This window comes from Bacillus sp. JJ1533 (assembly GCF_036965045.1).
In the GTDB taxonomy this organism is placed as follows: Bacteria; Bacillota; Bacilli; order Bacillales; family Bacillaceae_L; genus Ferdinandcohnia.
The window spans coordinates 71,466-97,414 of the sequence record NZ_JBALOV010000001.1; the positions used below are offsets into that span (position 1 = coordinate 71,466).

Annotated in this window: 29 protein-coding genes and 1 riboswitch; of the genes, 6 read left to right on the plus strand and 23 right to left on the minus strand. The window is 37.4% G+C overall.

Going from position 1 to position 25,949, the window contains the following annotated elements:
* Window positions 1-68 precede the first annotated feature (68 nt).
* The gene (locus tag V7138_RS00315) at window positions 69-632 is read right to left on the minus strand and encodes a TVP38/TMEM64 family protein (protein ID WP_335393150.1); all 564 of its coding nucleotides are present in this window, start codon (window positions 630-632) and stop codon (window positions 69-71) included.
* A 51-nt stretch (window positions 633-683) separates the two neighbouring features.
* Window positions 684-2,057 carry a sensor histidine kinase gene (locus tag V7138_RS00320; protein WP_335393152.1) on the minus strand — a complete coding sequence of 458 codons (1,374 nt, stop codon included), beginning with the start codon at window positions 2,055-2,057 and terminating at the stop codon, window positions 684-686.
* 200 nt (window positions 2,058-2,257) lie between these two features.
* Here V7138_RS00320 and V7138_RS00325 point away from each other — a divergent pair, with 200 nt between their 5' ends.
* The gene (locus V7138_RS00325; RefSeq protein ID WP_335393154.1) at window positions 2,258-2,485 is read left to right on the plus strand and encodes a hypothetical protein; all 228 of its coding nucleotides are present in this window, start codon (window positions 2,258-2,260) and stop codon (window positions 2,483-2,485) included.
* An 84-nt stretch (window positions 2,486-2,569) separates the two neighbouring features.
* Here V7138_RS00325 and V7138_RS00330 read toward each other — a convergent pair whose 3' ends face one another.
* From V7138_RS00330 to V7138_RS00365, 8 genes are all read right to left on the minus strand, one after another.
* Window positions 2,570-3,193 (minus strand): DJ-1/PfpI family protein, encoded by a 624-nt coding sequence (locus V7138_RS00330; protein ID WP_335393156.1) that lies wholly within the window; start codon window positions 3,191-3,193, stop codon window positions 2,570-2,572.
* Between the two features lie 79 nt (window positions 3,194-3,272).
* Window positions 3,273-3,905, minus strand: a complete 633-nt coding sequence (locus tag V7138_RS00335; protein ID WP_438824291.1) for a nitrite reductase — start codon at window positions 3,903-3,905, stop codon at window positions 3,273-3,275.
* Between the two features lie 78 nt (window positions 3,906-3,983).
* Window positions 3,984-6,416 carry a heavy metal translocating P-type ATPase gene (locus V7138_RS00340; RefSeq protein WP_335393159.1) on the minus strand — a complete coding sequence of 811 codons (2,433 nt, stop codon included), beginning with the start codon at window positions 6,414-6,416 and terminating at the stop codon, window positions 3,984-3,986.
* A 73-nt stretch (window positions 6,417-6,489) separates the two neighbouring features.
* A complete protein-coding gene (copZ, locus tag V7138_RS00345; protein ID WP_335393161.1) occupies window positions 6,490-6,696 on the minus strand; it encodes a copper chaperone CopZ in 207 nt (68 codons plus the stop codon).
* A gap of 68 nt (window positions 6,697-6,764) precedes the next feature.
* On the minus strand, window positions 6,765-7,097 hold the full coding sequence (locus V7138_RS00350) for a metal-sensitive transcriptional regulator (protein ID WP_335393163.1): 333 nt from the start codon (window positions 7,095-7,097) through the stop codon (window positions 6,765-6,767).
* A 118-nt stretch (window positions 7,098-7,215) separates the two neighbouring features.
* Window positions 7,216-7,881, minus strand: coding sequence for a response regulator transcription factor (locus tag V7138_RS00355; RefSeq protein ID WP_335393165.1), 666 nt, complete (start codon window positions 7,879-7,881; stop codon window positions 7,216-7,218).
* 84 nt (window positions 7,882-7,965) lie between these two features.
* Window positions 7,966-8,697 (minus strand): urease accessory protein UreH domain-containing protein, encoded by a 732-nt coding sequence (locus V7138_RS00360; protein WP_335393167.1) that lies wholly within the window; start codon window positions 8,695-8,697, stop codon window positions 7,966-7,968.
* A 180-nt stretch (window positions 8,698-8,877) separates the two neighbouring features.
* Window positions 8,878-9,498 (minus strand): YdhK family protein, encoded by a 621-nt coding sequence (locus V7138_RS00365; RefSeq protein ID WP_335393169.1) that lies wholly within the window; start codon window positions 9,496-9,498, stop codon window positions 8,878-8,880.
* A gap of 530 nt (window positions 9,499-10,028) precedes the next feature.
* On the opposite strand from V7138_RS00365, the gene yidC reads away from it, so the two are divergent.
* The gene (gene yidC, locus V7138_RS00370; RefSeq protein ID WP_335393171.1) at window positions 10,029-10,820 is read left to right on the plus strand and encodes a membrane protein insertase YidC; all 792 of its coding nucleotides are present in this window, start codon (window positions 10,029-10,031) and stop codon (window positions 10,818-10,820) included.
* Window positions 10,821-10,944: 124 nt separating this feature from the next.
* Here yidC and V7138_RS00375 read toward each other — a convergent pair whose 3' ends face one another.
* A complete protein-coding gene (locus tag V7138_RS00375; protein ID WP_438824292.1) occupies window positions 10,945-11,634 on the minus strand; it encodes a pyridoxamine 5'-phosphate oxidase family protein in 690 nt (229 codons plus the stop codon).
* On the minus strand, window positions 11,615-12,811 hold the full coding sequence (gene dpaL, locus V7138_RS00380; protein ID WP_335393175.1) for a diaminopropionate ammonia-lyase: 1,197 nt from the start codon (window positions 12,809-12,811) through the stop codon (window positions 11,615-11,617). Before dpaL ends, V7138_RS00375 begins: the two co-directional genes overlap by 20 nt.
* Before the next feature lie 235 nt (window positions 12,812-13,046).
* On the opposite strand from dpaL, the gene V7138_RS00385 reads away from it, so the two are divergent.
* Genes V7138_RS00385 through V7138_RS00400 form a run of 4 tightly spaced genes read left to right on the plus strand, consistent with a single transcriptional unit; the run spans window position 13,047 to window position 17,298 of the window.
* Window positions 13,047-14,180, plus strand: a complete 1,134-nt coding sequence (locus V7138_RS00385; RefSeq protein ID WP_335393177.1) for an ABC transporter ATP-binding protein — start codon at window positions 13,047-13,049, stop codon at window positions 14,178-14,180.
* Entirely contained in the window at window positions 14,180-15,109 is a 930-nt protein-coding gene (locus V7138_RS00390; RefSeq protein WP_335393179.1) for a carbohydrate ABC transporter permease, read from the plus strand. Before V7138_RS00385 ends, V7138_RS00390 begins: the two co-directional genes overlap by 1 nt.
* On the plus strand, window positions 15,106-15,918 hold the full coding sequence (locus tag V7138_RS00395) for a carbohydrate ABC transporter permease (RefSeq protein WP_335393181.1): 813 nt from the start codon (window positions 15,106-15,108) through the stop codon (window positions 15,916-15,918). Before V7138_RS00390 ends, V7138_RS00395 begins: the two co-directional genes overlap by 4 nt.
* A gap of 18 nt (window positions 15,919-15,936) precedes the next feature.
* Window positions 15,937-17,298 carry an ABC transporter substrate-binding protein gene (locus V7138_RS00400; RefSeq protein WP_438824293.1) on the plus strand — a complete coding sequence of 454 codons (1,362 nt, stop codon included), beginning with the start codon at window positions 15,937-15,939 and terminating at the stop codon, window positions 17,296-17,298.
* A 101-nt stretch (window positions 17,299-17,399) separates the two neighbouring features.
* Here V7138_RS00400 and V7138_RS00405 read toward each other — a convergent pair whose 3' ends face one another.
* From V7138_RS00405 to V7138_RS00455, 11 genes are all read right to left on the minus strand, one after another.
* Entirely contained in the window at window positions 17,400-17,660 is a 261-nt protein-coding gene (locus tag V7138_RS00405; protein ID WP_335393183.1) for a metal-sensitive transcriptional regulator, read from the minus strand.
* Window positions 17,650-18,015: a sulfurtransferase gene (locus V7138_RS00410; protein ID WP_335393185.1), complete on the minus strand. Its 366-nt coding sequence runs from the start codon at window positions 18,013-18,015 to the stop codon at window positions 17,650-17,652. Before V7138_RS00410 ends, V7138_RS00405 begins: the two co-directional genes overlap by 11 nt.
* 113 nt (window positions 18,016-18,128) lie before the next feature.
* The gene (locus V7138_RS00415; RefSeq protein ID WP_335393187.1) at window positions 18,129-19,823 is read right to left on the minus strand and encodes an FAD-dependent oxidoreductase; all 1,695 of its coding nucleotides are present in this window, start codon (window positions 19,821-19,823) and stop codon (window positions 18,129-18,131) included.
* A 307-nt stretch (window positions 19,824-20,130) separates the two neighbouring features.
* Complete coding sequence (locus V7138_RS00420; RefSeq protein WP_335393189.1) at window positions 20,131-20,763, minus strand: FMN-dependent NADH-azoreductase; 633 nt, start codon at window positions 20,761-20,763, stop codon at window positions 20,131-20,133.
* A 281-nt stretch (window positions 20,764-21,044) separates the two neighbouring features.
* Window positions 21,045-21,821 (minus strand): sulfite exporter TauE/SafE family protein, encoded by a 777-nt coding sequence (locus tag V7138_RS00425; protein ID WP_335393191.1) that lies wholly within the window; start codon window positions 21,819-21,821, stop codon window positions 21,045-21,047.
* 56 nt (window positions 21,822-21,877) lie between these two features.
* Window positions 21,878-23,005, minus strand: coding sequence for an MBL fold metallo-hydrolase (locus V7138_RS00430; RefSeq protein WP_335393193.1), 1,128 nt, complete (start codon window positions 23,003-23,005; stop codon window positions 21,878-21,880).
* Between the two features lie 42 nt (window positions 23,006-23,047).
* Entirely contained in the window at window positions 23,048-23,623 is a 576-nt protein-coding gene (locus V7138_RS00435; RefSeq protein WP_335393194.1) for a sulfurtransferase TusA family protein, read from the minus strand.
* Between the two features lie 103 nt (window positions 23,624-23,726).
* The gene (locus tag V7138_RS00440) at window positions 23,727-24,023 is read right to left on the minus strand and encodes a rhodanese-like domain-containing protein (RefSeq protein WP_335393196.1); all 297 of its coding nucleotides are present in this window, start codon (window positions 24,021-24,023) and stop codon (window positions 23,727-23,729) included.
* Window positions 24,024-24,045: 22 nt separating this feature from the next.
* Window positions 24,046-24,405, minus strand: a complete 360-nt coding sequence (locus tag V7138_RS00445) for a rhodanese-like domain-containing protein (RefSeq protein ID WP_335393198.1) — start codon at window positions 24,403-24,405, stop codon at window positions 24,046-24,048.
* 29 nt (window positions 24,406-24,434) lie between these two features.
* Window positions 24,435-24,662 (minus strand): sulfurtransferase TusA family protein, encoded by a 228-nt coding sequence (locus tag V7138_RS00450; protein WP_335393200.1) that lies wholly within the window; start codon window positions 24,660-24,662, stop codon window positions 24,435-24,437.
* A gap of 362 nt (window positions 24,663-25,024) precedes the next feature.
* Window positions 25,025-25,420, minus strand: a complete 396-nt coding sequence (locus V7138_RS00455; RefSeq protein WP_335393201.1) for a DsrE/DsrF/DrsH-like family protein — start codon at window positions 25,418-25,420, stop codon at window positions 25,025-25,027.
* 349 nt (window positions 25,421-25,769) lie between these two features.
* Window positions 25,770-25,871, plus strand: a riboswitch (purine riboswitch).
* Window positions 25,872-25,949 lie beyond the last annotated feature (78 nt).

The window sequence follows — 25,949 nt, forward strand, 5'->3', positions numbered from 1 at the left end:
GAAATTATGCATAAACTAGATTGTCTTTATTAATAAATGAGAGCGGTACTATGATATTTAATTACCACTCATTCTTTTTTCCTTTGATTCTTTTTCATCTTTTTCATGAAAAAGATTAGCCCTACTAGTGAAAGGATTGATAAAATGAGCTTTCCTTCTGTTGTCCAATGGGTTACCTGGTTCACGGAATAGGCTTCAATCAGTAGGGCTGGAATCTTTCCGATTGAACTTGCAAATAGAAATACGGTTAGACTTACTGTACCTACTGCTGAGGCAAAGGTAACTAAACCGGATGGAACAAAAGGTAATAATCGTAAAGAAAGGATAAGAAAGAAAGCTTCCTTCCCTTTAGTGTCCAGGAGTTTAGTTACAAGTGGATATTTATTCAACTTCTTTACGACAAACCTTTTAAAACCCTTTCTGTATAGCCAAAAAGAAACAATCGCTCCTAGTGTCTCTCCTAGGAAAGAAATGAGAGTTCCCTTCAAAAAACCAAAGACTAGTAGGTTTGCAGCAGTTATAAAAACACTGGGAATGACGCCAAAGATGCTGATCAGAATATTAATCAGTACACTGATTACAACGGCAAACTCTTTATAGTTACCCAGAACCTCTACTAGCCAATCTTGCATATTCTTCCTCCGTTACATCATAGGCTCAAAAGAGGCCTAATGTCTAAATATTTAACCTTGCAATTCAATTTTTACCATAGTCCCTTTTCCAGGTTCACTAGAGATATTTATTTGACCACCATGAGCTTCCACAATTTCTTGAACGATAGACAAACCTAGACCAGACCCGCCACTTTCGCGAGATCTTGACTTCTCAACACGGTATAGACGGGTGAATATTAAAGGTATTTCCTCTGTCGGTATACCTATTCCTTCATCAATAACTGACAACACCATTTTATTCTTAGTTTGGTTATGTTCGACATCTAATGTAACTCTACTATTTCTGTTTGAATATTTTAATGAGTTATCGAGAAGGTTTAAAATCACTTGTTCAAATCTTGGTCGATCTATCATTGCAATTAATCTATCTGGGCAAGAATGAACCAATTCAATCCCTTTTTTCTTAAATGCCGGCCGAACCTTTTCGACAATTTTATTTGTAAATTCGCACAGATCAACCTTTTCCTTTTCAATCACAAAGGTATGTTGGTCAATTTTGGCCAAATCAAATAAGTCCTTGACTAGACCTGATATATGCTCGGCTTCCTCATATATAATCTGTAAATATTGGTTTCTTTCCTCATCACTAATCCCTTTTCGTCTTGCTATATCGGCATACCCTTTAACATAGGTTAAGGGGGTTCTTAATTCGTGTGAAATACTTGCAAGGAATTCATTTCTTTCCTTTTTTAAATGGTTTAAATCATTAGCCAATGTTTGAATACTGTTCGCAAGCTCTCCTAATTCATCATTACTTCTATGGCTAACCGAAACCGTAAAATCTCCTTTACTTAACGCTTTCGTAGCCTGTTTCAAACTAATTAAAGGGAGTGTTATTACTTTCGAAAGAAAAAAGACGGTGATAACTGTTAAGATAATCGTGAGACTTCCAACCAGTATAAAATGCTGCTTTAATTTATTAACCATTGTTTGAATCGATTGTGTACTCTTAAACATATACACATGACCAATTAATTGATCATTACTTATTATTGGACTAACAGTGGATATATAAGACTCTGTTGCCCATCGATTTTCAACAATCATTCCCTCAAAAGGTACAGGACCTCTTTCCTGTTCCATCAGTCTTTTCATGGGTGATGTTAACTTATTTGACTTAGCAAGCACCTTTCCATGATGAGTCATGATGACTACATCCGTATCTGCCTCTGTTTCCATTAAAGCGACATGTTCAATTGTACTTTCATCAAAGCTTTTTTCTAAAACATGGCGGTGACTTTCCCCTCTTGCTTTTAACTCTGCTAATTCTTCGTCAATACGAGAATCAGCTAGCCCAGTATATAAAAAGGAAAACAAAATAATTTCAAGAATGAGGATAAATGCAAAAAACAATAGACCTAGTTTAATTGAGATTTTATTCATTCATTTTCCCCTCGTAATATTTATCCTTCAATCATACAAAAAAAGTATCAAGAAAGGATGCAATAATAATTACTCTCCATTATCATACCATTTTCAACTAGAATCCTATCTGTTCTTCACCAACTCTTCAAAAATTCTGCATAGATTCTGCATGGTTTAGATGTATTCTAAAGCCAATAAAAGAAAAGGAGTTGGTTGATGTGAAAAAGTGGGCCATTAGCATTTTCACAGTTGCCTTTGTAATAGGTACTGGTACTGCAGTTTTTGCACAAGGGGATGGTGAAGGAATCTTTCATTTCGATAAGATGAAACCCTTCATGGAAAAAATGCATCCTGATTTTTCTGAACAGCAATTAAAAGATATGTTTGAATCCTGTCATGGGGAAAACGGTATGATGAAAAATACCAATTTTAATGAAATGCATTAGAAATGACTAATGAAAAACATAAAAAAAGGGTCGTCACACAAGACGAGCCTTTTTAAATTGAGACGCTGCCTATTAGTGATACATTCACACGGTAAATTCAATCGTTTTGGCAGTTCTTTCAGCAGCGGATTTCCCGATAATTTGCTCAACAAGGTATAGTGCCATATTAATTCCCGAGGAAACTCCACCTGATGATACGATATTACCATCCTGTACTACCTTACTATCGGATACAACCTCAATCTTAGGATATTTTTCTCGAAGTAACTCCAATGCTAAATGATGGGTGGTTGCTTTCTTTCCGTCCAATAAGCCAGTTTCACCTAATATGTATGCCCCGGTGCAAACTGAACATAAATAATCAATGCTTTTATGAGAAATAATCCAATCTATGATTTTTAGGTTTTTAGCTACACCCTGTACTGCTCTTAAGGGACCACCGGGAATGATTAGAATATCTAATTTGGGACTAGTATCAATGCTAAAGTCTGGTTTTACTTTTATACCTGAATGAGTTGTAATTTCCATTCCTGTTTCGGAAAGAGTATATACTTCAAACGGTCTGGTAGGTAATAAGTTCTTTTTATAAAGGGTTAGTGCTTGTTCAGTTTTGTTATGAGCTGTTAATGATAACACCTCAGCAGGACCAGCAAAATCTAAAACATCGACATAGTCAAATAGTAAGAATCCGACCTTTCGTTTTTTCATCTGAATTATCCCCATTTTCCGGAACTATTAATCTAATAATTTCATCTTTAACACCTTTAGGAAGGTGATTTTTTTAAATTTAGATAACAGCCTTTTTAATGTTTTCTAAACCAAACCGTGTGACAAACTTAGAAAATTGTTCTCTTTTCTTGCCTTGTTCAGCATAAACAGCAATTATCTTTTCAACAACCTCATAAAGTTTTTCTGGCGTCAGCTGCTCCATTAATAAAGTTCCAGCTTTGGCGTCTTTTCCTTTCGCTTTCCCGCCAATATATAAATCATATCCGTCTTTTACCTTCATCACGCCGATATCATTTACTAAAGGTTCACCACATCCAACCGGACATCCGGTATAAGCTGGGCGAAGTGTAAATGGGACTTGTTTACCTGCTATTCGCTTATTTAATTCAATAGCAACAGGCATCCCTTCTTCTTCTGCGCCTTTACAAAAATTACAGGTTCTTAAGCTTTTCACAAAATTCCCCACTGGGTAACAAGCGAGCCCAACATCCGCAAATTTTTCTTTAACGAGTTCTACTTCACTTTCTAGTACATCTATATATAGTTGTTGGAAAGTGGTTAACTCTAGTTCGTCACCATCATTCATGTACTCAGCAATGGCAACCAGTTGTTTGGCGTTTAACTTTGCTCCAAATGAAATTCCACCATTGACGGCTAATTTAACCTTTTTCTCTGTTTGATCCACAACCATCTCACACCCTCATGGGACTCAAGGGACGGGTACAATGGCATAATAAGCGAACCAAAATACCTGTCCTACGTATCCTACTTATTTTAACTTTACTCGTTGTAAACGTAATGCGTTTAATACGACGGACACTGAACTGAATGCCATCGCTGCACCAGCAACCCATGGTGCTAGGAATCCTGCTGCTGCAATTGGAATTCCTATTGTGTTATACGCAAATGCCCAGAATAAGTTTTGCTTAATATTTCGCATTGTTTTACGACTCATTAAAATTGCATCAGCTATGCTATTGAGATCACCACGAATAAGTGTAATATCCGCAGCTTCCATGGCTACATCTGTACCTGTACCAATGGCCATCCCAATATCAGCAGTCGCGAGTGCTGGCGCATCATTTATACCGTCACCGACCATAGCCACTTTTTTGCCCTGCTGTTGTAATTTTTTCACTTCATCTGCTTTGCCTTCAGGAAGGACCTCTGCAATAACCGTATCAACGCCTACCTCTTTCCCAATGGCTTGTGCTGTACGTTCATTATCGCCAGTCATCATAATAACTTGGATGCCCATGTCATGTAAGCGACGGATTGCTTCTTTGGATGTTTCTTTAATGGTATCCGCCACGGCGACTAACCCTGCGTATTGTCCATTTATTCCCGCTAACATCGCGGTCTTACCATCTGTCTCTAGTTTTTCCATCTCCGGTAGAACGGCTTGTATTTCAATTCCGTACTGTTGCATAAGTTTACGTGTTCCAATGACAATGCCTTGGCCAGAAACTGTAGCAATGACACCATGACCTGGAATGGCCTCAAAGAATTGAACATTCCCAAGCTCAATCCCTTTTTCTTGAATACCTTCGACAATCGCTTGTGCGAGTGGATGCTCAGATTGCTTTTCTGCTGCCCCGATCAGCGATAAAAATGAATCTTCATCTTGACCATCTGCTACCAAAACATCCGTTAAAACAGGTTTACCGTGTGTTACAGTACCTGTTTTGTCAACAATTACAGTATCAACACCTTGGGTTTGTTCTAAATGCTCGCCACCTTTAAATAAAATTCCAAATTCAGCTGCACGACCGCTACCTGCCATAATGGAGGTCGGCGTTGCCAATCCAAGCGCACATGGACATGCTATCACAAGAATCGCAATTAACACTTCAAGTGCTGGTGTGAATTCTCCCGGGTTTACCCAAATGATCCATACTAAAAATGCAAGGACAGCAATCCCCACTACGATTGGAACAAAAATACCCGAAATTTGATCCGTTAAACGCTGGATCGGCGCTTTTGAACCTTGTGCATCTTCTACTACTTTAATAATCTGGGCTAATGCTGTTTCACGACCCACTTTTGTTGCTTTCATTTTAATGAAGCCATTCTTGTTAATCGTTGAGCCATATAATTCGTCACCAGCATTTTTATCGACTGGTAAACTTTCGCCCGTCAACATCGATTCATCAACTGCTGTTGAACCTTCGACCATTTCACCATCTACTGGGATTTTTTCTCCCGGCTTCACTAAAATGGTATCACCTATTATAACTTCCTCTAACGGAACTTCCTTTTCAACTCCATCACGTACGACAATGGCGGTTTTTGCCTGAAGCCCCATTAGCTTTTTAATCGCTTCAGATGAACGCCCTTTTGCTCTCGCTTCAAATACCTTACCTAAGAGAATGAGTGTGATCAATACCGCACTTGTTTCAAAATATAGGTGTGGACTGTGATGGGTTCCAGCCGTTACGATTGCTTGATATACACTATAAAAATAAGCTGCTGATGTACCCATGGCCACGAGAACATCCATGTTTGCACTTCCATTACGAAGAGCTTTATAAGCACCTACATAAAACTGTTTCCCGATAATAAATTGTACCGGTGTCGCCAAGATCAATTGAATCCACGGATTCATTAAGAAATCTGGTACATATAAAAACGATGTAAATGAAAAGTGTCCTACCATCGTCCATAAAAGTGGCAACGATAATAGTGCAGAAATAATGAATTTTCGTTGTTGATCTTTAATATGCTTCTCGCGATAGTCTACCTGCTCTTTATCCTCTTGCTTTTGGTGTGCACCGTAGCCTAGTTTTTCAACTTTTGCAATGATATCTGCAATCGCTACTTCAGAAGGATTAAATTCAATCGTAGCTTTTTCAAGAGCTAAATTGACATTTGCAGTTGCAACACCTTCCATCCGATTTAACCCTTTTTCGATACGTGTTGCACAGGCTGCACAAGTCATTCCGGTAATATCAAACTCCGCTTTTTGTTTCACCACACCGTAACCTAATGCTTCAATTTTCTTTTCAAAATCTACTTCACTCAGTATTGATGGGTCATATTTAATTGATGACTTTTCTAGTGCTAGGTTGACGGATGCCTGCTCAACACCCTCCATTTTATTTAACCCTTTTTCAATACGTGTTGCACACGCCGCACAAGTCATTCCGGTAATTTGAATACTCGCTTCTTTCAACTTACTGGCTGCTGTTGCCTCGGTACTCATGATTTTCTCTACCTCCCTTATACCTTATAGGGGTATATTTTTATGAAAATGAGAGAGTGCTATGGAAGCACTCTTATTCTACGTCATATCCTTGATCTTCAATTGTTTCTTTAATTGTATCAAGGGAAACTTTAGATTCATTAAAGGCAATTTCAACTAAAGCTTCGTCTAATTTTACGTTTACTTGATCTACGCCTTCTAATTTACCAACACTGCCTTCTACAGCCTTTACACAATGACCACATGACATTCCTTGTACGTTTAATGTTACTGTTTGCATATTATTTCTCTCCTTTTAAATATTTATTGTTTCATACTCCACTAGGGTATATGCAGATTAAAAAAAATTTACTTCTTCATTAGCTTTTGGATGGTAACAACTAATTCATCTAGAACTTCATTATCACCTTCCGTAAGGCGGTCTACGACACACCCTTTTAAATGACCTTCCAATAAGATTTTGGCCACACTATTTAAAGCGGATTGTGTTGCAGAAATCTGAGTAATAACGTCATCACAATATACGTCTTTATCAATCATCCCTTTAATGCCTCGAATCTGACCTTCAATACGATTTAAGCGATTTGTTAAATCCTTTTTCACACGTTCAGGATGATGGCTCTTTCGGCCGGACGTTCCACATTCTGTATGACAAGCTACATCTTCAGCTTTGTTTTCCATAGCACAACCTCCTAACTTGATTTCATCTTAGCATACCCCCATTAGGTATGTAAAGTAGGAAGTATCCATTTTTTTGCAAAAAGATATTTAATTAAAAAAGTAGACACAAATTAACACTTTATTCCCACTTGTATCCGATACCCCAAACGGTTTTTAGATGATTTTCAATTGGAAAACCTGTTTTCCTAAATTTATCACGTATATTTCGAACGTGTGAATCTACTGTTCGATCCTCAATACTGGCGTCATACCCCCATACGGTTTCTAATAGTTTCTCACGACTAAAAACAATATTCTTGTTTTTCATTAACAGGCCTACCATCTCGAATTCTTTTGGAGTTAGTATGATACTTTCATCATTAAAATACATCGAGTGGTTATTTTCATCCCAAACCAAACCATACATTTCAATTTTCGGAGATTGTTTCGTTCTTCTTAAAACGGCTTGAATACGAGCAATTAAGACACTCTCATCAAATGGTTTCGTAATATAATCATCGGCTCCTATACTTAATCCTCTAACTATATCTGTACTAGTATCTCTTGCCGTTAACATGATTATTGGTACGTCCGAAAATTTTCTAATCTTTCTGGCTGTCTCCCACCCATTTAAATGGGGCATCATGACGTCTAATAAAATTAAGTCAATGGGATTATTCTCCAGATATTTAATTCCTTCTTCACCGGAATTTGCCGATATGCATGTAAAACCATGATGCTCTATATATAAGGTAAGTAATTGCAGCATTCTTAACTCATCATCGATCAATAAAATTTTTGGCATCTGAATCGCTTCCTTTAAAAACTTCATTTTTCACTAAATATTAACTTTAAATATGTGTTCACGGTTATTCCATATATCTATTTCTCAAGTCCAATAAGTTAATGTATCGAATACTCCGAGAACTATCATGATCCAGCCAACTGTCTTTTGCACAGTGGCCCCTACCTTCCTTCCTTTTTTCATAAAGATACTTCCTAATTCAAAATACCAAATAAGAAAAATGGCTAAAATGAGTGGAATTGACGTTCCAATAGCAAATATGCTTGGCAGCACAGCTCCATATGATGTAGATAACACAATCGGCATGAGAGTAACAAAAAATAAGACGAACATAGTCGGGCAAAAACCTAAAGAAAAGCTAAATCCCATTAAAAATGCCCCTAACTTTCCTTTTTTAAAAAATCTATCTGGTATTTTGCCTAATGAAATTGTCCAACTCATTTTAAAATATCCCGCTAGGTAGATTCCAATGATTATTAGAATTGGACCTACTTGCTTTCTCACCCATGGAAATAGAAGAGTTAGATTTGCCTTAAATTCCTGCCCTAATAACCAAACTAATAACCCTAACCCTGAAAATACAACAATCTTTCCCAGTATGAAGAAAAACACTTCCGTCCATGCGAGTCTTTTCTGAACAGAACGGTTACCATAGACCATGATTGCCCCTAAATTGCCAGTAAACTGACATGGAACTAAGGCCCCTACAAGACCTAATAAAAATGCAGCAAGTACAGGCAGGCCTTCTACACTATAAAACATATTCCTAAATGGGGTACTTAGGAAATTACTAATCTCGGATAGGATTTGATACATTACCTTTCACTCCTAGAATTACTTGTTAACGCTATTATTGCAGTCTAAATAGTAGTTTTTTTCTGCATCATCTTTCATCATAACAAAGAATTATCGAGAAATTATGGAGTTATTTTAACATTTGTACGTAAAAAAAGAGATTGGTCTCGTTCAACCAATCCCTTCATTAATAAACATTCATTATTCTGCTGGCGAAAGTTCATCTTCCGTTACCCACTTATGGTTTGTTACTTTTTCCCCTGTCTTGGTATCGGTGAAATCCACCATATAAACAGTTGTTTGTTTAGCTGTGTCAATCGTAGCAGTAGCCCCCTTCATACCCTCCATATGATCAGCATTTAATACAACTTCATCACCTGGTTTATAAGGTTCCCCACCTGCATTTTCAATTTCTTCGTGAATCACCCATTTGTGGTTTTCCACAGGTTCACCGCCAGTTGTTGGGGTATAAGTAACCGAATATACTGTTGTACGATAGGCTCCCGACACAGTTGCTTCAGCGCCATTCATTCCTGGCATATGATCTGCATGCATAATCACTTTACTGCCAACTGGATAAGTTGGATTTTCCGCCTCAGCTAAACCTTCTGGAACCTCACCAGAACCTGAGTGATGCATACCTGAATGATCCATCTCCTCGTTAGAATCAGCTTCTTCTTCACTCATATCCATATTCTCCTGGGTGTTTGAGTCGTCATCCGAATTTTTATTACGGGTTGTTTCATCATTGCCAGCACATGCTGCCAGAAGGAATACCAACAATAATGAAGCAAAGTTTAACCATATTTTTTTGTTTTTCACTATTACCAACCTCTCTAACATATTTAACGTCAGTATTAAATTATCAATAAAATATGCAAATTTTATGCATAAACTCTAGGACTTTCTCCGTAATTTTTAATGAGGATAAAGGACAGTCTTGTTCTGTTACCTTCCATAATTTAATTTTTGTAGGTCAGTCTGATTTCAAGTATAGTAAAAGTATTCGAAAACGGATTGGGGTGAGGATCCTTTGTTGTTAGATTTGTTTCTATTAGACCCGGACTTTTATACTTTAATGGCACTTAACGTTAATCTTTGTATAAGTTTAATGGTCATTTTTCTCACAACGCAAAGGGTTGAATTTGGCTTTAGTTCACCATTATCCGCTATCACAGATATACAAAATAGTAATAATAAGAAATTTGATATAAATAGGAGTCTTTTAATTCAGTATTTCATTACAAGGAGAATAACACGATCCATCCGAAATAGAGTATTCACGAGTGATGATACCGATAGCTCTGTTTCCTTTTATCTTACTAGTTAAATTCAACTTTTAAGGAGGAAACATGAAGAATTTTCGTTTTGTCACAAGTTTTAGTACTCTTTTAATCGTTCTCACTACATTCCTATCAGGTTGTGGGATAAATACGGATAGTAACAATAGCGGTTTTTTTAGTCATTATGTGGTGGAACCTTTGACACAGCTCATAAATTTTATCGCGAATACATTTCACGGAAGCTATGGAATCGCCATTATTACGGTAACCATACTCATTCGCTTGTTTATGATGCCATCCATGTTAAAACAGTATAAAAATCAATCAGCTATGAAAGAAAAAATGGAAATCCTAAAACCAGAAATGGAAAACATACAGAAAAAGATTACAGCTGAAACAGACCCGAAAAAGAAACAAGAGCTTCAACAAGAAATGATGGGGTTATACCGTAAACATGGAATTAACCCACTCAATATGGGATGTTTGCCATTACTTATCCAAATGCCAATCTTAACTGGGCTCTATTTTGCAATTCGTGGTTCAGCCGAAATCTCTCACCATACGTTTTTATGGTTTAGTCTAGGGCATCCCGATTTAGTTTTAACAATTATTGCCGGGATCGTTTATTTTATTCAATTTAAAATTTCACAGCTTAATATGACGCAAGGTCAACAACAACAAATGAAATTTATGGGCTTATTGTCACCCATTATGATTGTGGTCATATCATTTGGAGCCCCTGCCGCGTTACCACTTTATTGGGTTGCAGGCGGAATCTTCCTAACAATCCAGACCTTTATTGGGCAACGGCTCTATCGAAAGCAGAAGGTCGAGACAATTGTAGAAAATCAGCGAGTATAATCAAAATAAGGCCAATCTCATTTAACGGGATTGGCCTTTACTATTTTACAAATCTGTTTCAGGTATGTACTTAAAATTTATCATCCTAGCAGTGGGCTATCATGCCCAACTAAAAACAAACCATTCAATAAAGGCTTTTCGTATAACTCTCTTTAAGTCTTTCTTTAATAGAATCAATACTGCTATTTGGGAGCTTAGCATGTTCATATAATATATTGGCAGCAGCAGGTAGTTCTGCCTTATCTAGCCAAGTCGTTGGATTCCATAGCCCTGACCTTTTGAATGCTTTTGCACAATGAATGAAGCATTCTTCCACCTCTACACCGATACCCAAAAGGGGACGTTTATCCTTTACAGCCATTTTTTCAAGCAAACCTTCATCTTTTACGATTGTTGCATGGCCATTTACTCTTAGTGTTTCTCCAAGTCCAGGAATGAAAAAAACTAGACCTATTTTGGGATTGGACAAGATATTTCGCAATGAATCTATTCTTTTATTACCTGGTCTTTCTGGTATGATTAACTGCTTTTCATTTAATACTAGAACAGACCCTGGTTGATCTCCTCTTGGCGAAACATCACAATTTCCGAATTCATCAGATGTAGACATAACCAAAAACGGTGATTTAGCAATAAAATGCTTACAATGATGATCCAAATATGTAATCGCCTTATTTTTTACTAATTCACTTGGATAACCTACAATTGTTCGTAATTCTTCCTCTGTTTCAACTGAATTTTTAAATGGTCCACTTTTAATCAATTTGTTCACTCCTAATAGAATGTACTCAGTACTAAGATGGATATGCTCCATCCCGCACTATTTTCACATAATTCTCAACGTCTGTGTCTCCTTCGGTATTGAAAAATAATATCTTCGAATCCCCATTAAGATTTAACTGTTCTTTTAAGCTTGAATACTGGTTTTTCGTTAGAATTTCACTTACAACTCCTATTCCAACAGCAGCCCCAGATTCTCCTGAAATCACACGGATATCATCATTTAAGGGGCTTGCTAAAATTCTCATCCCCTGTGCCGCATAATTATCCGGACATGAAATGAAGCCATCTGCATAATCACGAAGTACCGGCCACCCTATACTGCTTGGTTCCCCACATGCTAATCCAGCCATAATCGTATCCAAATCACCCGTTACAGCATGCAGTTCACCATCATTTGCAGCAGCCGTTTGAAAGATACAGTTTGCTTTTTCAGGTTCGACTACAACCGTAATGGGACGGCTTTCACCATACATATTTGCAAAAAAGCCTTGCACTGATGCGGCCATTGAGCCAACTCCAGCCTGGACAAAGATATGGGTGGGCGTTTCGCCTAACTCACTAAGTTGTTCGTAAACTTCCAAGACAAAAGTAGTATAGCCTTGCATAATCTTCTTAGGAATGGCCTCATATCCATCCCAGGCTGTATCCTGAACTAAAACCCAGCCATTTTTTTCAGCATGTTCAGCTGCCATCCGCACTGTATCATCATAATTTAATTCTGTTATCGACGCGTCTGCCCCTTCAGCAAGAATATGATTAAGGCGTTCAACGGATGAACCTTTAGGCATATACACAACAGATTTTTGCTGCAATTGATTTGCTGTCCATGCAATTCCTCTACCATGATTTCCATCTGTTGCTGTAACAAATGTTAGGTCTCCTAACTTGGCTCTAACTTCAGTTGAAATTAACCTGTTATATGGTAAATCATCTAGATCCATTTCCATTTTATCTGCTAAAAGACTGCCAATGGCATAGGAACCACCTAAAGCCTTGAATGCATTTAATCCAAAACGAAAAGATTCATCCTTCACAAAGATTTTGCTTATTTTTAATTCCCTTGCCAGGTTGTCTAAAGAAATCAAAGGTGTAGGTTTATAATTTGGAAAGCTTTTGTGAAATCTTTGTACTTTTCGAGCATGATCTATTCCTAAAAAGTCGATTTCTGTCTTTGAAGCTTTCTTTCGATCATATTTAACCATACGCATATTTGATTTACCTCATTTCATCTAATCATTATCAAAACTACTCTTCACTCGTTTTCCAACTACTATATTCTACTTTACCATGAAAATTCATAATAAATTTTATATTTGCATTTTTAAACTACCTCATGAATATTTTGTAAGTAATTAACAAATATCTCCAGAAACATCATATAGATAACTGAGAGACTATGGACAAATAAGAAATAAGGTTCGTTTAAAAGGAAGGATTGATCCAATGAAAAAAGTCGAACTCCTTAATATTTCGAAATCCTATGATAAGTCAACTGAAGTCATATCAAATATTAATGTAACGATAAATCCTGGTGAATTTTTTGTATTAGTTGGACCCTCAGGATGTGGTAAAAGTACGATGCTCCGAATGATCGCTGGTTTGGAGGAAATCACAGGAGGGGTGTTAAAAATTGGTGATAAAGAAGCAAATCTATTGCCACCTAATAAACGAGATATATCGATGGTTTTTCAGAACTACGCCTTGTATCCTCATCTATCTGTCGAGGAAAACATCGTGTTTGGTTTACATGTGAAAAAGATTCCAAAGGATGAACGAAAAAAGCGCTGTACAGAAGTAGCAGAAATGCTCGGTTTATCCGAATTACTTAAGCGAAAGCCTCGAGAACTTTCAGGAGGTCAAAGACAAAGGGTCGCACTAGCAAGGGCGATTGTTAACCGGGCACCGATTTGTTTGATGGATGAACCTCTGTCTAACCTTGACGCGAAATTACGTGCCCATATGAGGTCAGAGATTAGACAGATTCAGCGAAAACTTGGTATTACGATGATTTACGTTACACATGATCAGGTTGAGGCCATGACAATGGGTGACAGAATAATGATTTTACACAACGGAAAAATCCAACAAATTGGTGAGCCTATAGAAATCTATAACAAGCCAGCAAATCCTTTTGTGGCAACCTTTATTGGATCTCCCCCTATGAATACAGCAAGGGGAATGATACATAAGGAAAAGAGAGAAATTTCGATTGGGGAAAATGTGAACATAAAAATTCCGGAAAAGGATATACATCTATTGGATTCTAATTCTATTATTGTCGGAATTCGACCAGAGCATTTAAAACCTTCCGTTAAGAATCCAACAAATACAAATCATTTTTCTGTAGAGGTCATACATGTAGAAGTTTTAGGTAATGAAACGATTCTTGCTTTTAACATGGGAGACCAGGAATGGCTTGCTAAATGGAATGGGCAATGGAGGATTAGAGTCAATCAGACTATACCGATTTCCATAGACTATGATTCTATCTGTTTGTTTGATGGTACAACCCAGGAATTGCTCAAGTCCCCTTCAAACATCGAGAATCATGTAATTGATACTGAGGTGATTCTGTAATGAGGCATGCTTTAGAGACCAAGAATGGCATGGCACCTCCAAAAATCGGATTTTGGAAGCGATCACTTAATGCACGAACTGCTCTTTTGTACTTATTACCATCCATTGTTTTATTCAGTATATTTGTTTTCTATCCGATGTTTCGAACGATCTATTTAAGTTTTTTTCTTACCAATCAACAGGGTGAGGCCGCTCTTTTTGTTGGACTAGAAAACTACGCATATTTATTTGAGTCAGATAGCTTTAAACAAAGCACAAAAGCTACCATCCTTTTTGTCCTTTATACAGTGCCAGTAGGAATTATCCTTGCTTTGTTTCTAGCCTTGTTAGCCAATGAAAAACTTAAAGGGATTGGTTTTTTCAGAACGATATTTTCTTCTACTATGGGGATTTCTGTTGCCGCATCGTCCGTTGTTTGGTTGTTTCTGTTTCATCCTAGTATTGGGATGTTTAACCGATTCTTAGGGATATTCGGCTTAAAAGACATTCAATGGTTATTAGATCCCGAATGGGCTTTAATCTCCGTCTCGATTTCAACGATTTGGCTAAATCTCGGATTCTCTTTCCTTATTATTCTCGGGGGATTACAAAATATTGATGAACATTTGTATGAAAGCTCAAAAATTGATGGTGCGGGTTATTTTTATCGGTTGCGCAGAATTACGATTCCTATGCTCTCGCCTACCTTGTTTTTTATTATCACCATCTCGATGATTAATGCCTTCCAAACGTTTGGACAAATTGATATTTTAACGAAAGGCGGACCTTCTGAATCTACTAATCTTATTGTTTATTCGATTTATAAGGAGGCCTTTATCAACTATCAATTTGGAACAGCTAGTGCACAAGCAGTCTTTCTGTTTATTACGATTTTAATTGTCACCATTCTTCAGTTTAAGTTTGGCGAAAAGAGGGTGCACTACCAATGAACAAACCTTCAAAAATATTGTTTTATGTCCTTTTAGTATTCGCTGCCTTCTTCGTGTTCTTTCCCATTCTATATGCGCTCATGATAAGTTTCATGGGCAGTAAGGAAATTTTACAAGGAAGCTTTTTCCCTGAGTCGATAAACTTTGATAATTATGTGAAGGCATTTGAACGATTACCCCTGATGAAATATTTATTAAATAGTTTTATCGTGTCAACAACGGTCATGTTAGGCCAATTAATTGTATCAAGTATGGCAGCCTATGCCTTTGTTTTCATTCCATTCAAAGGTAGGAACTTTATTTTTTTCCTTTTCATTTCAACGATGATGATTCCATGGGAAGCGACCATGATCCCAAACTTTTTAACGATCCAAAAATTGGATTGGATTAATACCTATCAGGGCCTAAATGTACCGTTCTTCGCACTTGCATTTGGAACGTTCTTACTCCGTCAGCATTTCAAGACGATTCCAAAGGAATTACATGAGGCCTCACAGGTTGCCGGCTTAAGTAGATTCCAATTTTTTATTAGAGTGATTATACCCGTTTCTCGAACTAGTTTGGTTACATTGGGCGCGTATGGTTTTCTAACTACATGGAATATGTATTTATGGCCACTTTTGGTTACAAACAACGATTCTGTTCGGACCGTACAAATAGGCTTAAAGCAGTTACAGACTCAAGAAATGGCAACAGATTGGGGGGTGGTTATGGCAGGGGTAATGGTTGTAATTATCCCAACATTGATTTTATTATTCCTGGGACAAAAGCAACTGCAGAAAGGTTTATCACAAGGGGCATTAAAATAAGAAGGGGTGTTAAAGCTAGTGAAGAAATTTAAAAAGCATTTTGCTTTATTGTTCATCGTCGGCTTGCTTTTTACGACTGCTTGCTCGAATAGTGCTAATAAAGACAATGAACCTAAAGATGAAGGAACAGAATCAACAGGACCAACTGAAATTGTCTTTTGGCATGCTATGTCCGGTGCTGGTCAGGAAGCACTTGATGAGATTGTAAATGACTTCAATACATCTCAAGACAAAGTAAAAGTTAATGCAGAATTCCAAGGTACGTACGAAGAATCATTAACAAAATTCCGCGCGGTTGGAGGCACGAATGATGCACCAGCTATCATACAAACATTTGAGGTTGGAACAAAGTATATGATTGACAGTGGTTTCATTGAACCCATGCAATCATTCATTGATAAAGACAACTACGATCTTTCACAGCTTGAAAAGAATATTTTAAACTACTATACAGTTGATGGAAAATTGTATTCAATGCCATTTAACTCGTCTACACCGATTTTGCTGTATAACAAAGACGCTTTTAAAGAAGCTGGACTGGACCCGGAAAAGCCACCACAAACCTTCAGTGAAGTGAAAGCTGCCGCAGAAAAATTAACGAAAAAGAATGGTGATAATACCGAGCAATACGGTTTTTCAATGTTAACCTATGGCTGGTTTTTTGAGGAACTAGTAGCTACGCAAGGTGGTTTGTATGTAAATAATGATAATGGCCGTTCAGATGATGCAACTAAAGCGGTTTTTAACGGTGAAGAAGGATTACGTGTATTCAAGTTTTTAGATGACATGAATAAGGCGGGTACATTTGGAAATTTCGGAACAAACTGGGATGATATTCGTGCTGCTTTCCAAACCGGAAAAGTCGCTATGTACATGGACTCCTCTGCCGGAACGACAAATGCAGTCCAAACGGCACCATTTGAAGTAGGTGCTGCTTTCATCCCACATGCGGATGAAGTTGACAGCAATGGTGTAATCATTGGTGGAGCTTCATTATGGATGTCAAAAGGAATTGATGAAGCGAAGCAAGACGCAGCATGGGAGTTCATGAAGTATTTAGCAACACCAGAAGCACAAGCGAAATGGCATGTAAAAACAGGATATTTTGCGATTAATCCCGCTGCCTATGATGAACAAATCGTAAAAGACCAATGGGAAGAGCTGCCACAGTTAAAAGTCACTGTTGAACAGCTTCAAGCAACGAAGCCATCTGTTGCAACACAAGGTGCGTTAATTTCTGTCTTTCCGGAATCAAGACAACAAATTGTAACGGCATTAGAAAACCTATATCAAGGTCAAGATCCACAAGAAGTACTGGATAAAGCAGCAGCAGAAACCGACCGCGCAATTGAAGTAGCAAATAAAACGAAAACGAAATAAGAACAGGGCCTGACCCCAAGTGGCAGTATTTCTTTTTGCACACTGGGGTCAGGCCCTCATTACGTTACCCAAAAAAGGACTAGTGACACCGTCCCCGTAATTTATCTGCTTTTTACTAATAAATCTACCGCTTCTTTCACAAGGCCTTTTGTATCTTCACCTTTTTCCATACTATCACGGACACATTGTTCTAAATTCATGCTAACAATTAAGCCAATTGTCCGATCAATAGCTGTACGTGAAGCCGAGAGTTGAGTTATCACATCTCTACAATCTTTCTTTTGTTCAATCATATTTAAAACACCTTTGATTTGACCCTCAATACGTTTTAAGCGATTTACTACAGATTTATCATAATCCATTTATGATTCCTCCCTTTTCCATACAAGGACAACCTAATATCTCAAAACTTCTAATATGATACCCTTTTCTTAATAAATACCTCAAACCTAGATTCAGTTCAACTCGGTTTGCCGCAACGACATGTAACGGTTTATCGGGTATCTCACTGCTGAATCGCTTGAAATAAGCATAAGGTATCTGCACGGCAACATTTGGTAAAATACCTTTATCGTTGTAATCTCTTATATCTAATATAACAATATCCTTATTTTCATCAATATTTTTCTTACAAGATATGCCCCTAACAGGGAAGTATCTTCTATATATTTCAATTGATAGTATAGCAATAACTACACCTAATAAATAGATAACCATTTGTTCACCTACTAAAAAAGAGTACAAAACTACATTATACCCATATAGGTATAATGTCAAGATGTCCATTTTTCTGGAAAAAAGCGAGCACCTCAACATCGCCCCATTCTACATCATTTAAAATTATATTCTGTTACGATTTTATCCCTGCCCATCACAAGATCATTAAAGTATTCAAATAGATTAACCCCTAAATAGGAGCCCGAAATATTATATACATTGTTATAGCCTAAATGTTGCAAAGCCATTACCATATTATAGCTCCTTTGACCTGAACGACAGTGGATATAGACAGGTTGGTCTTTTGGAATTTCATCCAGTCTTTGTCTAAACTCACTTAATGGAATGTTGACCGCATTTTTTAAATGACCTGCGCGATATTCGCCTTTTTCTCGTGCATCCACAATGAAAGCATTACTTTCTACTAATTCACGGACTTGTGAAACTTTTATTTCTTTATATCTGCCTTCAAGTAAGTTTAGCCCCACTAGAGCCGCATGATTGACAACATCTTTTGCCGTCCCTAGCATTGGAGAATAGCTTAGTTCAAGATCTTTTAAGTCTTCCAATGTTCCGTTCATCGTAATCATGGTTGCGATGACGTCAATTCGCTTATCAACATTTCCTTTTCCAATTGCCTGGGCACCTAGTATTCTTCCTGTTGGGTATTCATAAATCAGCTTAAAATGCATGGGATTACTATTTGGCATTAGCCCCACCTTATCTCCCGGCATTAGATAAACGTAATCGTGCTGTATTCCAGCTTGCCCGGCAGTTCTTGCATTTAGCCCAGTGGAGGCTGCATTGAGATCAAAAAGATGAATCGATGACGAACCGATTACTCCGTTATTTCGGTTAGGAATTCCATACATATGGTCAGCTGCTGCTCGTGCCTGTTTTTGAGCCGGACCTGCTAAGGCGAGTCTTGTAGGCTTGTGTAACAATCGATGATATACTTCTATAGCATCTCCTACCACATAAATATCTTTGTCACTTGTCAAGTAATGATGATTGACTTTAATTGCGCCAGTTTCACCAATTTCAAGATCCGCTTCTTTTGCTAGACTCGTTTCAGGTCTTACACCAATTGCCAATACAACTGCCTGCGCATCCACTTTCTTACCCGAATTTGTTTGGACATATCCATCAGCAATTTTAGCTAATCCATCATCTAGAACAAGTTCAACTCCATGATCGACCATTTCTTTATGAAGGATTTGCGCCATATCATAATCAAAGGGTGCCATGACTTGATTGGCAAACTCCACTAATGTTACATGATAGCCCGCTAACTTAAGGTTTTCAGCAACCTCAACTCCAATAAAGCCTCCGCCAATAACAGCAATATCCTTAATGTCATTTTGCCTGATATATGAATTGATATTCTCAATATCGACTACATTCCGTACTGTAAAAACATTGGAATTGTTAATCCCCTCTATGTTTGGACGGATTGGTAAAGCACCTGGGGATAGAACTAATTTATCATATTCTTCTTCGTAGGTTGTTCCAGTTACCAAATCTCTTACAGTGATTATTTTCTTATCACGGTTAATTTGAATAACCTCTTGATGGACCCTAGCCTCAATATTGTATCGATTTTTAAAAATATCGGGAGACATTAAAACAAGCTTCTCGCTATCTTCTACAATACCACTAAGATGATAGGGCAAAGAACAGTTTGAAAAAGACACATGCGGACCTTTCTCAAACATGATAACCTCCGCACGCTCATCTAATCGTCTGACCCTCGCGGCAACAGAAGCTCCACCAGCTACCCCGCCAACAACAAGAACTTTCTTTGACATAGATATCCCTCCGATTTAAATTACTAGCTATTTCTTTCCAAATAACCCAGCGTTTATTTAGTCGTCCCGGTACCATTCTTAAAAAAATACCGCAGTTTATGTTTTTCACCACCGCGTTTATATACCCATGCGGGTATATTTTTCTGTAAAAAAATAATGTGAAAACAACTATATGCTCACAATATACCCCTGTGGGTAAAATGTCAAGGTAGTGTTCATAAATTCACCTCAAAAAAGGGCCTACCACAAGACGCAGTATCATTCAGCACACTTGTACTCGGCCCTTAACATTGGGTATTACTTTTTATTAAGCTATCACTGCTGATAGATTTTTTGCAACAGCCTTAACTTTTTCTAAACCTTCAGCGATAATCTTTTCCGCTTGATCTGGTGCAGCAGCATGACCTTCAATAATGACTTCATCTATAATTTGCATACCGAAGACGCCACCTACAACGTTTTTAATATAAGTAGCAGCCATTTCCATTGGTGCTGTTTCAGGTGTTGAGTAAATGCCACCACGAGCACTTAGAATAACGGCTTTTTTATCAGTCAATAATTGTACTGCTTGGCCATTTTCATCATATTTGAATGAGTACCCTGCTTGGTACACATAGTCGATAAATGTTTGTAATTTAGCTGGGATTGTTAAATTCCATAATGGGAATGCAAATACCACTACGTCTGCAGCTGTTACTGCATCCATTGCTTTTTTCTTTGCAGCTAAGATGCGTTGCTCTACATCTGTCATTTCTTCGCCTGACTCTACTTTACCAAAAGCGTTGAATAAATCTTGACCAAGGTAAGGCATGTCCTCTGCAAATACATCGTAAGTAGTTACATTAACACCATCTATATTATTTATGAAAGTTTCATACATTTTGCTTGATACAGCTTCTGAAGCTGGACGATTATTTGCTTTTACTACTAATATATTCATTATATTGAATTCTCCTCCATATATCTTAAGTTTAATTATCTTGAAAACATTATATTAAGATAATGCGCAGGTTAATGCAATACAACTTTACTCCCAATTTTCCAGGTCTCTTGTTTGAAAGCTGCATTTTACCAGCAGAGCGGAAACGCTTAACCCTCTGGAGTAGACACTTTGATTGAGCCTTACATCCTCTACTGTTACTGCAAAACATTACCAATAAAAAATGGGGAGGTAATCCCTCATCTAGCCAGCTCCTTCGTTGACTTACTTCAAAAGAAGTCTTACAGGATATCGAACCAAATTTTAACTGCAGTAGCAGCAATTAAGATTGCAAGGATAACCTGTAACACCTTTGTATTCATCTTTTTCCCAGCGATTGCACCTATTGGTGATGCAATTAAACTTGCTACTATCATAATGATTGCTGGGACATATTCTATTTGTCCAGTTGTCAGTTTACCCACGGTGGAACCAATAGACGATATAAATGTAATCGCAAGTGAGGAGGCAATCGTCATTCTTGTAGGAATCTTAAGCACAACGAGCATAATAGGAACAAGTAAGAAGGCACCTGCCGCACCTACAATTCCAGCACCAATACCTACAATGAGAGCAAGTACTGCAGCTAAATATTTATTAAAAACAACTTGATTGAGCGGAATGTCATCTACATTCTTTTTAGGTACAAACATCATAATTGCGGCAATTAAGGCTAAAACACCATATACAATATTAATACCGGATTCAGACATAAACTTTGAACCAAATCCACCCACAAAACTACCGATTAAAATACTAATACCTATATAAAAAATAAGTGTCTTGTTTAGATATCCACCTTTTCGATAAGCCCAAACTCCACCTATTGTTGCAAAGAATACTTGTACCGCACTAATACCTGAAACCTCATGTGCAGTAAAAGCAGCTATGCCGAAAAGAGGCGGAATATATAAAAGCATAGGATATTTGATAATAGAACCACCTATTCCTAACATCCCCGAAAGAAAAGAACCGATAAAACCTATTAAAAAGATCGTAATAATAAATACAAAATCCATCGTTTTTCTCCCTTTTTTAGAAGAGGGAACCTATAGTGGTCCCCTCACTCATTTTCTTAACGTACCGCACAGCGGTTTGGTCCAATTTCCATTTCACGCTGTCTTTCTTCATCAGGAGAGATTTTTCCCATATTTGTTTCGCGGATTTCTTGATATGCATTTGGTTGCGGAGGTAAATTTTCTGTTACCATCTTTCTAAATTCCGCATCATCTGTAATATTTAGACCATGGTTTTTCACAAATAGAGTTCCTAACCTTTCAGATACACTTCCATCCTGATTCAACTCGTCAATTATCATGAAGTGTGCTGGTAAAACGATTAGTTCATCAGATAATTCCCGATAACGGTTATAAAGAGTTTCTCTTAAGTCTCCTACCCAATCTTGTGCCAAACCTGCAAGATCTGGTCTACCGATTGAATCGATGAATAAAATATCACCAGAAAGCAAGAATTTCTCGTCAACAACGAAAGATGTAGAACCAATGGTGTGACCTGGAGAATACAAGGCGTGGATATTAATCGTTGTATGACCAATTGTCACATCTTGTCCACCCTCTAAAGCTGCATATTCAAACGTTACTTCCGTTGCATCTTTTGGTGGTAACCAGTATGTTGCATCTGTACTTTGTGCAATTTTTCTTCCTCCAGAAATATGGTCTGCGTGTAAATGAGTATCAAATACATGTGTGATTTTTGCACCTAAACTGTCTGCAAAATCAAGAAAGATATCAGTCATACGTGTTGCATCAATAATGGCTGCTTCACCGTTTGATACAACCATATATGAAAGACAACCTTTTCCGATCCGAACAAATTGATAGATTTCTCCACCATCTTTTAAGTCGCCGACTTTAACGGGCTCTAAATGCTCACTCCAAGCCTTCATACCACCCTTTAGGTATGAAACTGTAAGACCTGCTTCAGAAAGCATATCTGCCACCATCACAGATGAACCTTCTTTGGCACAAACAACCAAGATTTCCTTATCTGTAGGTAGCTTTTCAAGTATTTCATCCACACCATCTAGTAATTCAAAATAAGGAATATTGAAATACTCAAAGTTTTTTCCTTCAATTTTCCAATCATTAAAATCATTTTCGTTACGTACATCTAGAACAAATAATGGCTCGTGATCAAAAACTTTTTTTGTTACTTCTTTTGCTTTCATTACGTTAACAGTCATTTCTCCAAATACCCCCTATGGTATATTTTTATTTAAAAAAATTTAATTTGTAATACTTGTAGTGTTTCCAATCCATTTGCTCATTCCAGGTAGCACATTCTTAACCTGTTCGAACCCTTTTTTTACTAACATTTGTGATGCTAAGTCACTACGACTGCCCGTACGGCAAATAACATAGATTTCTTGCTCTTTGTTTAATTCTTCTGCTCTTTCTTCCAGTTCCCCTAGAGGTATCGAAATGGCCTCAGGTATATGATTAAATGCAAATTCAGCTGTCTCCCGAACATCAAGAACAACAACTTCTTTATCGGAAGAAAGGATTGATTCTAACTCTTCATTTGTTATTACATGTGGATGTGTCTTTTCCGAAACTTCTTCTTCATTTGCTTTGCGAATATAATGCTTAAGCACATCGCCTTCCTCAAGTGTACCAAGGTATTGATGTCCAGTACTCTCAGCCCATGCTTTTAAATCTGCTTTTGAACCTTTATCGGTTGCTAGGACCTCAAGGACCTGACCACCCTCTAGATGATTCATCGCTTTTTTCGTTTTCACGATTGGCATTGGGCATGCTAAACCCTTTGCATCTAATACTGAATTTGTTTTTAATGGTTCCATTCTGTTTCCTCCCAATTTTCAGATGACATTTATTCGTTGACCATTTATTCGTTGATGAATACATAAATGTCATCCAACTCTATCTGCGTAATTCCCAATAAAATTACTCCACAGATCCTTCCCAAGCGAGCATTCCGCCTTCCATGTTAATAACCTTAAATCCTTGATTTTCAAGGAATTGAGAAGCTCTTCCACTTCTGCCACCTGACCGACAGACCATTACATATTCTTTTGTCTTATCTAGTTCATGCATTCGAAATTCAACGAGACCTAAGGGGATATTTACAGCTCCAGGAATTTTACCTGTTGCTACTTCATCTACCTCACGAACATCAATAATATTTAATGTTTTTCCTTCTGTTAAAAATTGTTCAACTTCTTTTGCTGTCATTTGTTTCATGGTTATCCTCCTAAACTGTTGATTAACTCCAGGCACTTACTCCGCCTTTTACATTTGTGATTTGCTTAAAACCCATTTTCTTTAACTGTTTACTAGCTTTTTGACTTCTCATACCACTTTGACAAATTACAACTACCTCTTTTTCTTTTGAAAGCTCATTAGCTTTTTGAGAAAGCTGATGAAGTGGCATGTTTTTAAATCCATTAATATGGAAGCCCTTGTACTCGCCAGGTGTACGAACATCAATAAATTGCTTCTCTTTATTCTTTAATTCATTTTTTAACTCTGTTGTTGTGATATTTCGAACACCTTTTGTAGGAATCAGACGTTGTACGATAAAAATTGCAATTAGTGCAATAAGGATATAATTCATATAATCCACTTTTCTTGCCCCCTATAGTATCCAATTATTTACCCTTTTTTAATAAAAAATGTTAGTACTCCATCTTCTTCTTTCATATCAAGTATTTCATGTCCAGTAGATGCAGCCCATGCTGTTAGGTCGTTTTTCGCCCCTTTATCAGTTGTAAGAACCTCTAATACTTGCCCTGGCGCTAGATCATCCATGGCTTCCTTTGTTCTTACAATTGGCATTGGACAAGCTAAGCCTTTTGCATCTAACACTTTATCAATATTCATAGCTCTAACCCCCAGATTCTGTTTTTTATTAGGCTGTTTTCGTAAACTTTGTTGTTTTTGCCACATTTGATTTCCGCTACAGGTGGACGCTTTCCGCGGGCGTGGCTTGAGCCTCCTCGTCGCTAATCGCTCCTGCGGGGTCTCAAGTCTCACGCTTTTCCCGCTGGACTTTGAATAACTACCTTGAAAAAACCCACGCACGAAGAAAATGTGAATGCATTTTCGAGGAGTCGCCACCTTCCGCTTCAATCAATAGTTCCGTTTTTATCCAATAGCAACAAACTTTTAGAAAAGAGCCTTTTATTATATTTTAGAATTATTTACAGTGAGGAGAACTTCCCTCACTGCATGTAGTCATTTATCTAGAAAGTAAGTGTTGGGGATGCGTCTTTTGCATATTCTAAGAATGTAACTGCTCCTCCAACCTCAATTCCATCAACAAAATCATCTTTAGTAAGACCCATTACATCCATTGTCACTTGACAAGCAATAAACTTCACACCTAATTCTTGTGCCATTTCTACTAATTCCGGAATACCAGGTACATTTGCTTTAGCAAATCCTTCCGCAAAGTGTTCCTTTCCAGCTGGCATTTCTAATGCATGCATTCCTTGTTTATGAATAAGATTTAAACCTTCAAAAGTAAAGAAGATCGCCACTTCTTTTTCTGAAGCTGCTGCGGCTGTTGCGATATTAAATACCTTATACGCATCAAACATTCCGCCATTTGCTGCAATAATTGCTACTTTATTTGACATAATCCATTCCTCCATTAAGCTTTTTTATTTTTTGTTACAACTAGCTGATCCAGTAGAACGCTTTTCACACATACCCCAGTGGGTATATTTTAACTTAAAAAAATAAGCTCTTTAGTTGCAATGTGAAAATCACTACACGAGTAATAATATACCCCTACGGGTAATTTGTCAATGCATTTATTCACTTTGTTTTTTTGTTACTTTTTGGTAGTGTTACTTATTCATTCAATATAGCTATCCCTTTAATAATAAAGATATATAGGTTGGAACGAGTGTAATTCAGTAAGTTCTGTATTTTATTACTTTTTATTTATCTATTGTTTATCAGAAAAACCTCTGTTAAAATTCAAAAATCAACTTCATACGCCCTTATATATCTATGGAAATATGGTCCATAAGTATCTACCTGGCAGCCGTAAAATGCCGGACTATAAGGAAAGTTAGAGCGATACACGTAACACGTGTATCTTAGGTGCATTCTCTTCTTTCTTTATAGATTGAGAGGATGCACTTTTTTTATACACAAATG

What these genes read in the sequence shown, in the direction of transcription:
- V7138_RS00390 (WP_335393179.1), top strand. Translation starts at nt 14,180, where the DNA reads ATGAGGCATGCTTTAGAGACCAAGAATGGCATGGCACCTCCAAAAATC.
- V7138_RS00395 (WP_335393181.1), top strand. Translation starts at nt 15,106, where the DNA reads ATGAACAAACCTTCAAAAATATTGTTTTATGTCCTTTTAGTATTCGCT.
- V7138_RS00415 (WP_335393187.1), bottom strand. Translation starts at nt 19,823, where the DNA reads ATGTCAAAGAAAGTTCTTGTTGTTGGCGGGGTAGCTGGTGGAGCTTCT.
- V7138_RS00450 (WP_335393200.1), bottom strand. Translation starts at nt 24,662, where the DNA reads ATGAATATTGATAAAGTGTTAGATGCAAAAGGCTTAGCTTGTCCAATG.
- dpaL (WP_335393175.1), bottom strand. Translation starts at nt 12,811, where the DNA reads ATGCGTATGGTTAAATATGATCGAAAGAAAGCTTCAAAGACAGAAATC.
- V7138_RS00335 (WP_438824291.1), bottom strand. Translation starts at nt 3,905, where the DNA reads ATGGTTGTGGATCAAACAGAGAAAAAGGTTAAATTAGCCGTCAATGGT.
- V7138_RS00330 (WP_335393156.1), bottom strand. Translation starts at nt 3,193, where the DNA reads ATGAAAAAACGAAAGGTCGGATTCTTACTATTTGACTATGTCGATGTT.
- V7138_RS00455 (WP_335393201.1), bottom strand. Translation starts at nt 25,420, where the DNA reads ATGTCAAATAAAGTAGCAATTATTGCAGCAAATGGCGGAATGTTTGAT.
- V7138_RS00360 (WP_335393167.1), bottom strand. Translation starts at nt 8,697, where the DNA reads ATGTATCAAATCCTATCCGAGATTAGTAATTTCCTAAGTACCCCATTT.
- V7138_RS00355 (WP_335393165.1), bottom strand. Translation starts at nt 7,881, where the DNA reads ATGCCAAAAATTTTATTGATCGATGATGAGTTAAGAATGCTGCAATTA.
- V7138_RS00405 (WP_335393183.1), bottom strand. Translation starts at nt 17,660, where the DNA reads ATGGATTATGATAAATCTGTAGTAAATCGCTTAAAACGTATTGAGGGT.
- V7138_RS00315 (WP_335393150.1), bottom strand. Translation starts at nt 632, where the DNA reads ATGCAAGATTGGCTAGTAGAGGTTCTGGGTAACTATAAAGAGTTTGCC.
- V7138_RS00385 (WP_335393177.1), top strand. Translation starts at nt 13,047, where the DNA reads ATGAAAAAAGTCGAACTCCTTAATATTTCGAAATCCTATGATAAGTCA.
- V7138_RS00410 (WP_335393185.1), bottom strand. Translation starts at nt 18,015, where the DNA reads ATGGTTATCTATTTATTAGGTGTAGTTATTGCTATACTATCAATTGAA.
- V7138_RS00440 (WP_335393196.1), bottom strand. Translation starts at nt 24,023, where the DNA reads ATGAAACAAATGACAGCAAAAGAAGTTGAACAATTTTTAACAGAAGGA.
- yidC (WP_335393171.1), top strand. Translation starts at nt 10,029, where the DNA reads ATGAAGAATTTTCGTTTTGTCACAAGTTTTAGTACTCTTTTAATCGTT.
- copZ (WP_335393161.1), bottom strand. Translation starts at nt 6,696, where the DNA reads ATGCAAACAGTAACATTAAACGTACAAGGAATGTCATGTGGTCATTGT.
- V7138_RS00320 (WP_335393152.1), bottom strand. Translation starts at nt 2,057, where the DNA reads ATGAATAAAATCTCAATTAAACTAGGTCTATTGTTTTTTGCATTTATC.
- V7138_RS00350 (WP_335393163.1), bottom strand. Translation starts at nt 7,097, where the DNA reads ATGGAAAACAAAGCTGAAGATGTAGCTTGTCATACAGAATGTGGAACG.
- V7138_RS00435 (WP_335393194.1), bottom strand. Translation starts at nt 23,623, where the DNA reads ATGGAACCATTAAAAACAAATTCAGTATTAGATGCAAAGGGTTTAGCA.
- V7138_RS00430 (WP_335393193.1), bottom strand. Translation starts at nt 23,005, where the DNA reads ATGACTGTTAACGTAATGAAAGCAAAAGAAGTAACAAAAAAAGTTTTT.
- V7138_RS00375 (WP_438824292.1), bottom strand. Translation starts at nt 11,634, where the DNA reads ATGGAGCATATCCATCTTAGTACTGAGTACATTCTATTAGGAGTGAAC.
- V7138_RS00425 (WP_335393191.1), bottom strand. Translation starts at nt 21,821, where the DNA reads ATGGATTTTGTATTTATTATTACGATCTTTTTAATAGGTTTTATCGGT.
- V7138_RS00340 (WP_335393159.1), bottom strand. Translation starts at nt 6,416, where the DNA reads ATGAGTACCGAGGCAACAGCAGCCAGTAAGTTGAAAGAAGCGAGTATT.
- V7138_RS00420 (WP_335393189.1), bottom strand. Translation starts at nt 20,763, where the DNA reads ATGAATATATTAGTAGTAAAAGCAAATAATCGTCCAGCTTCAGAAGCT.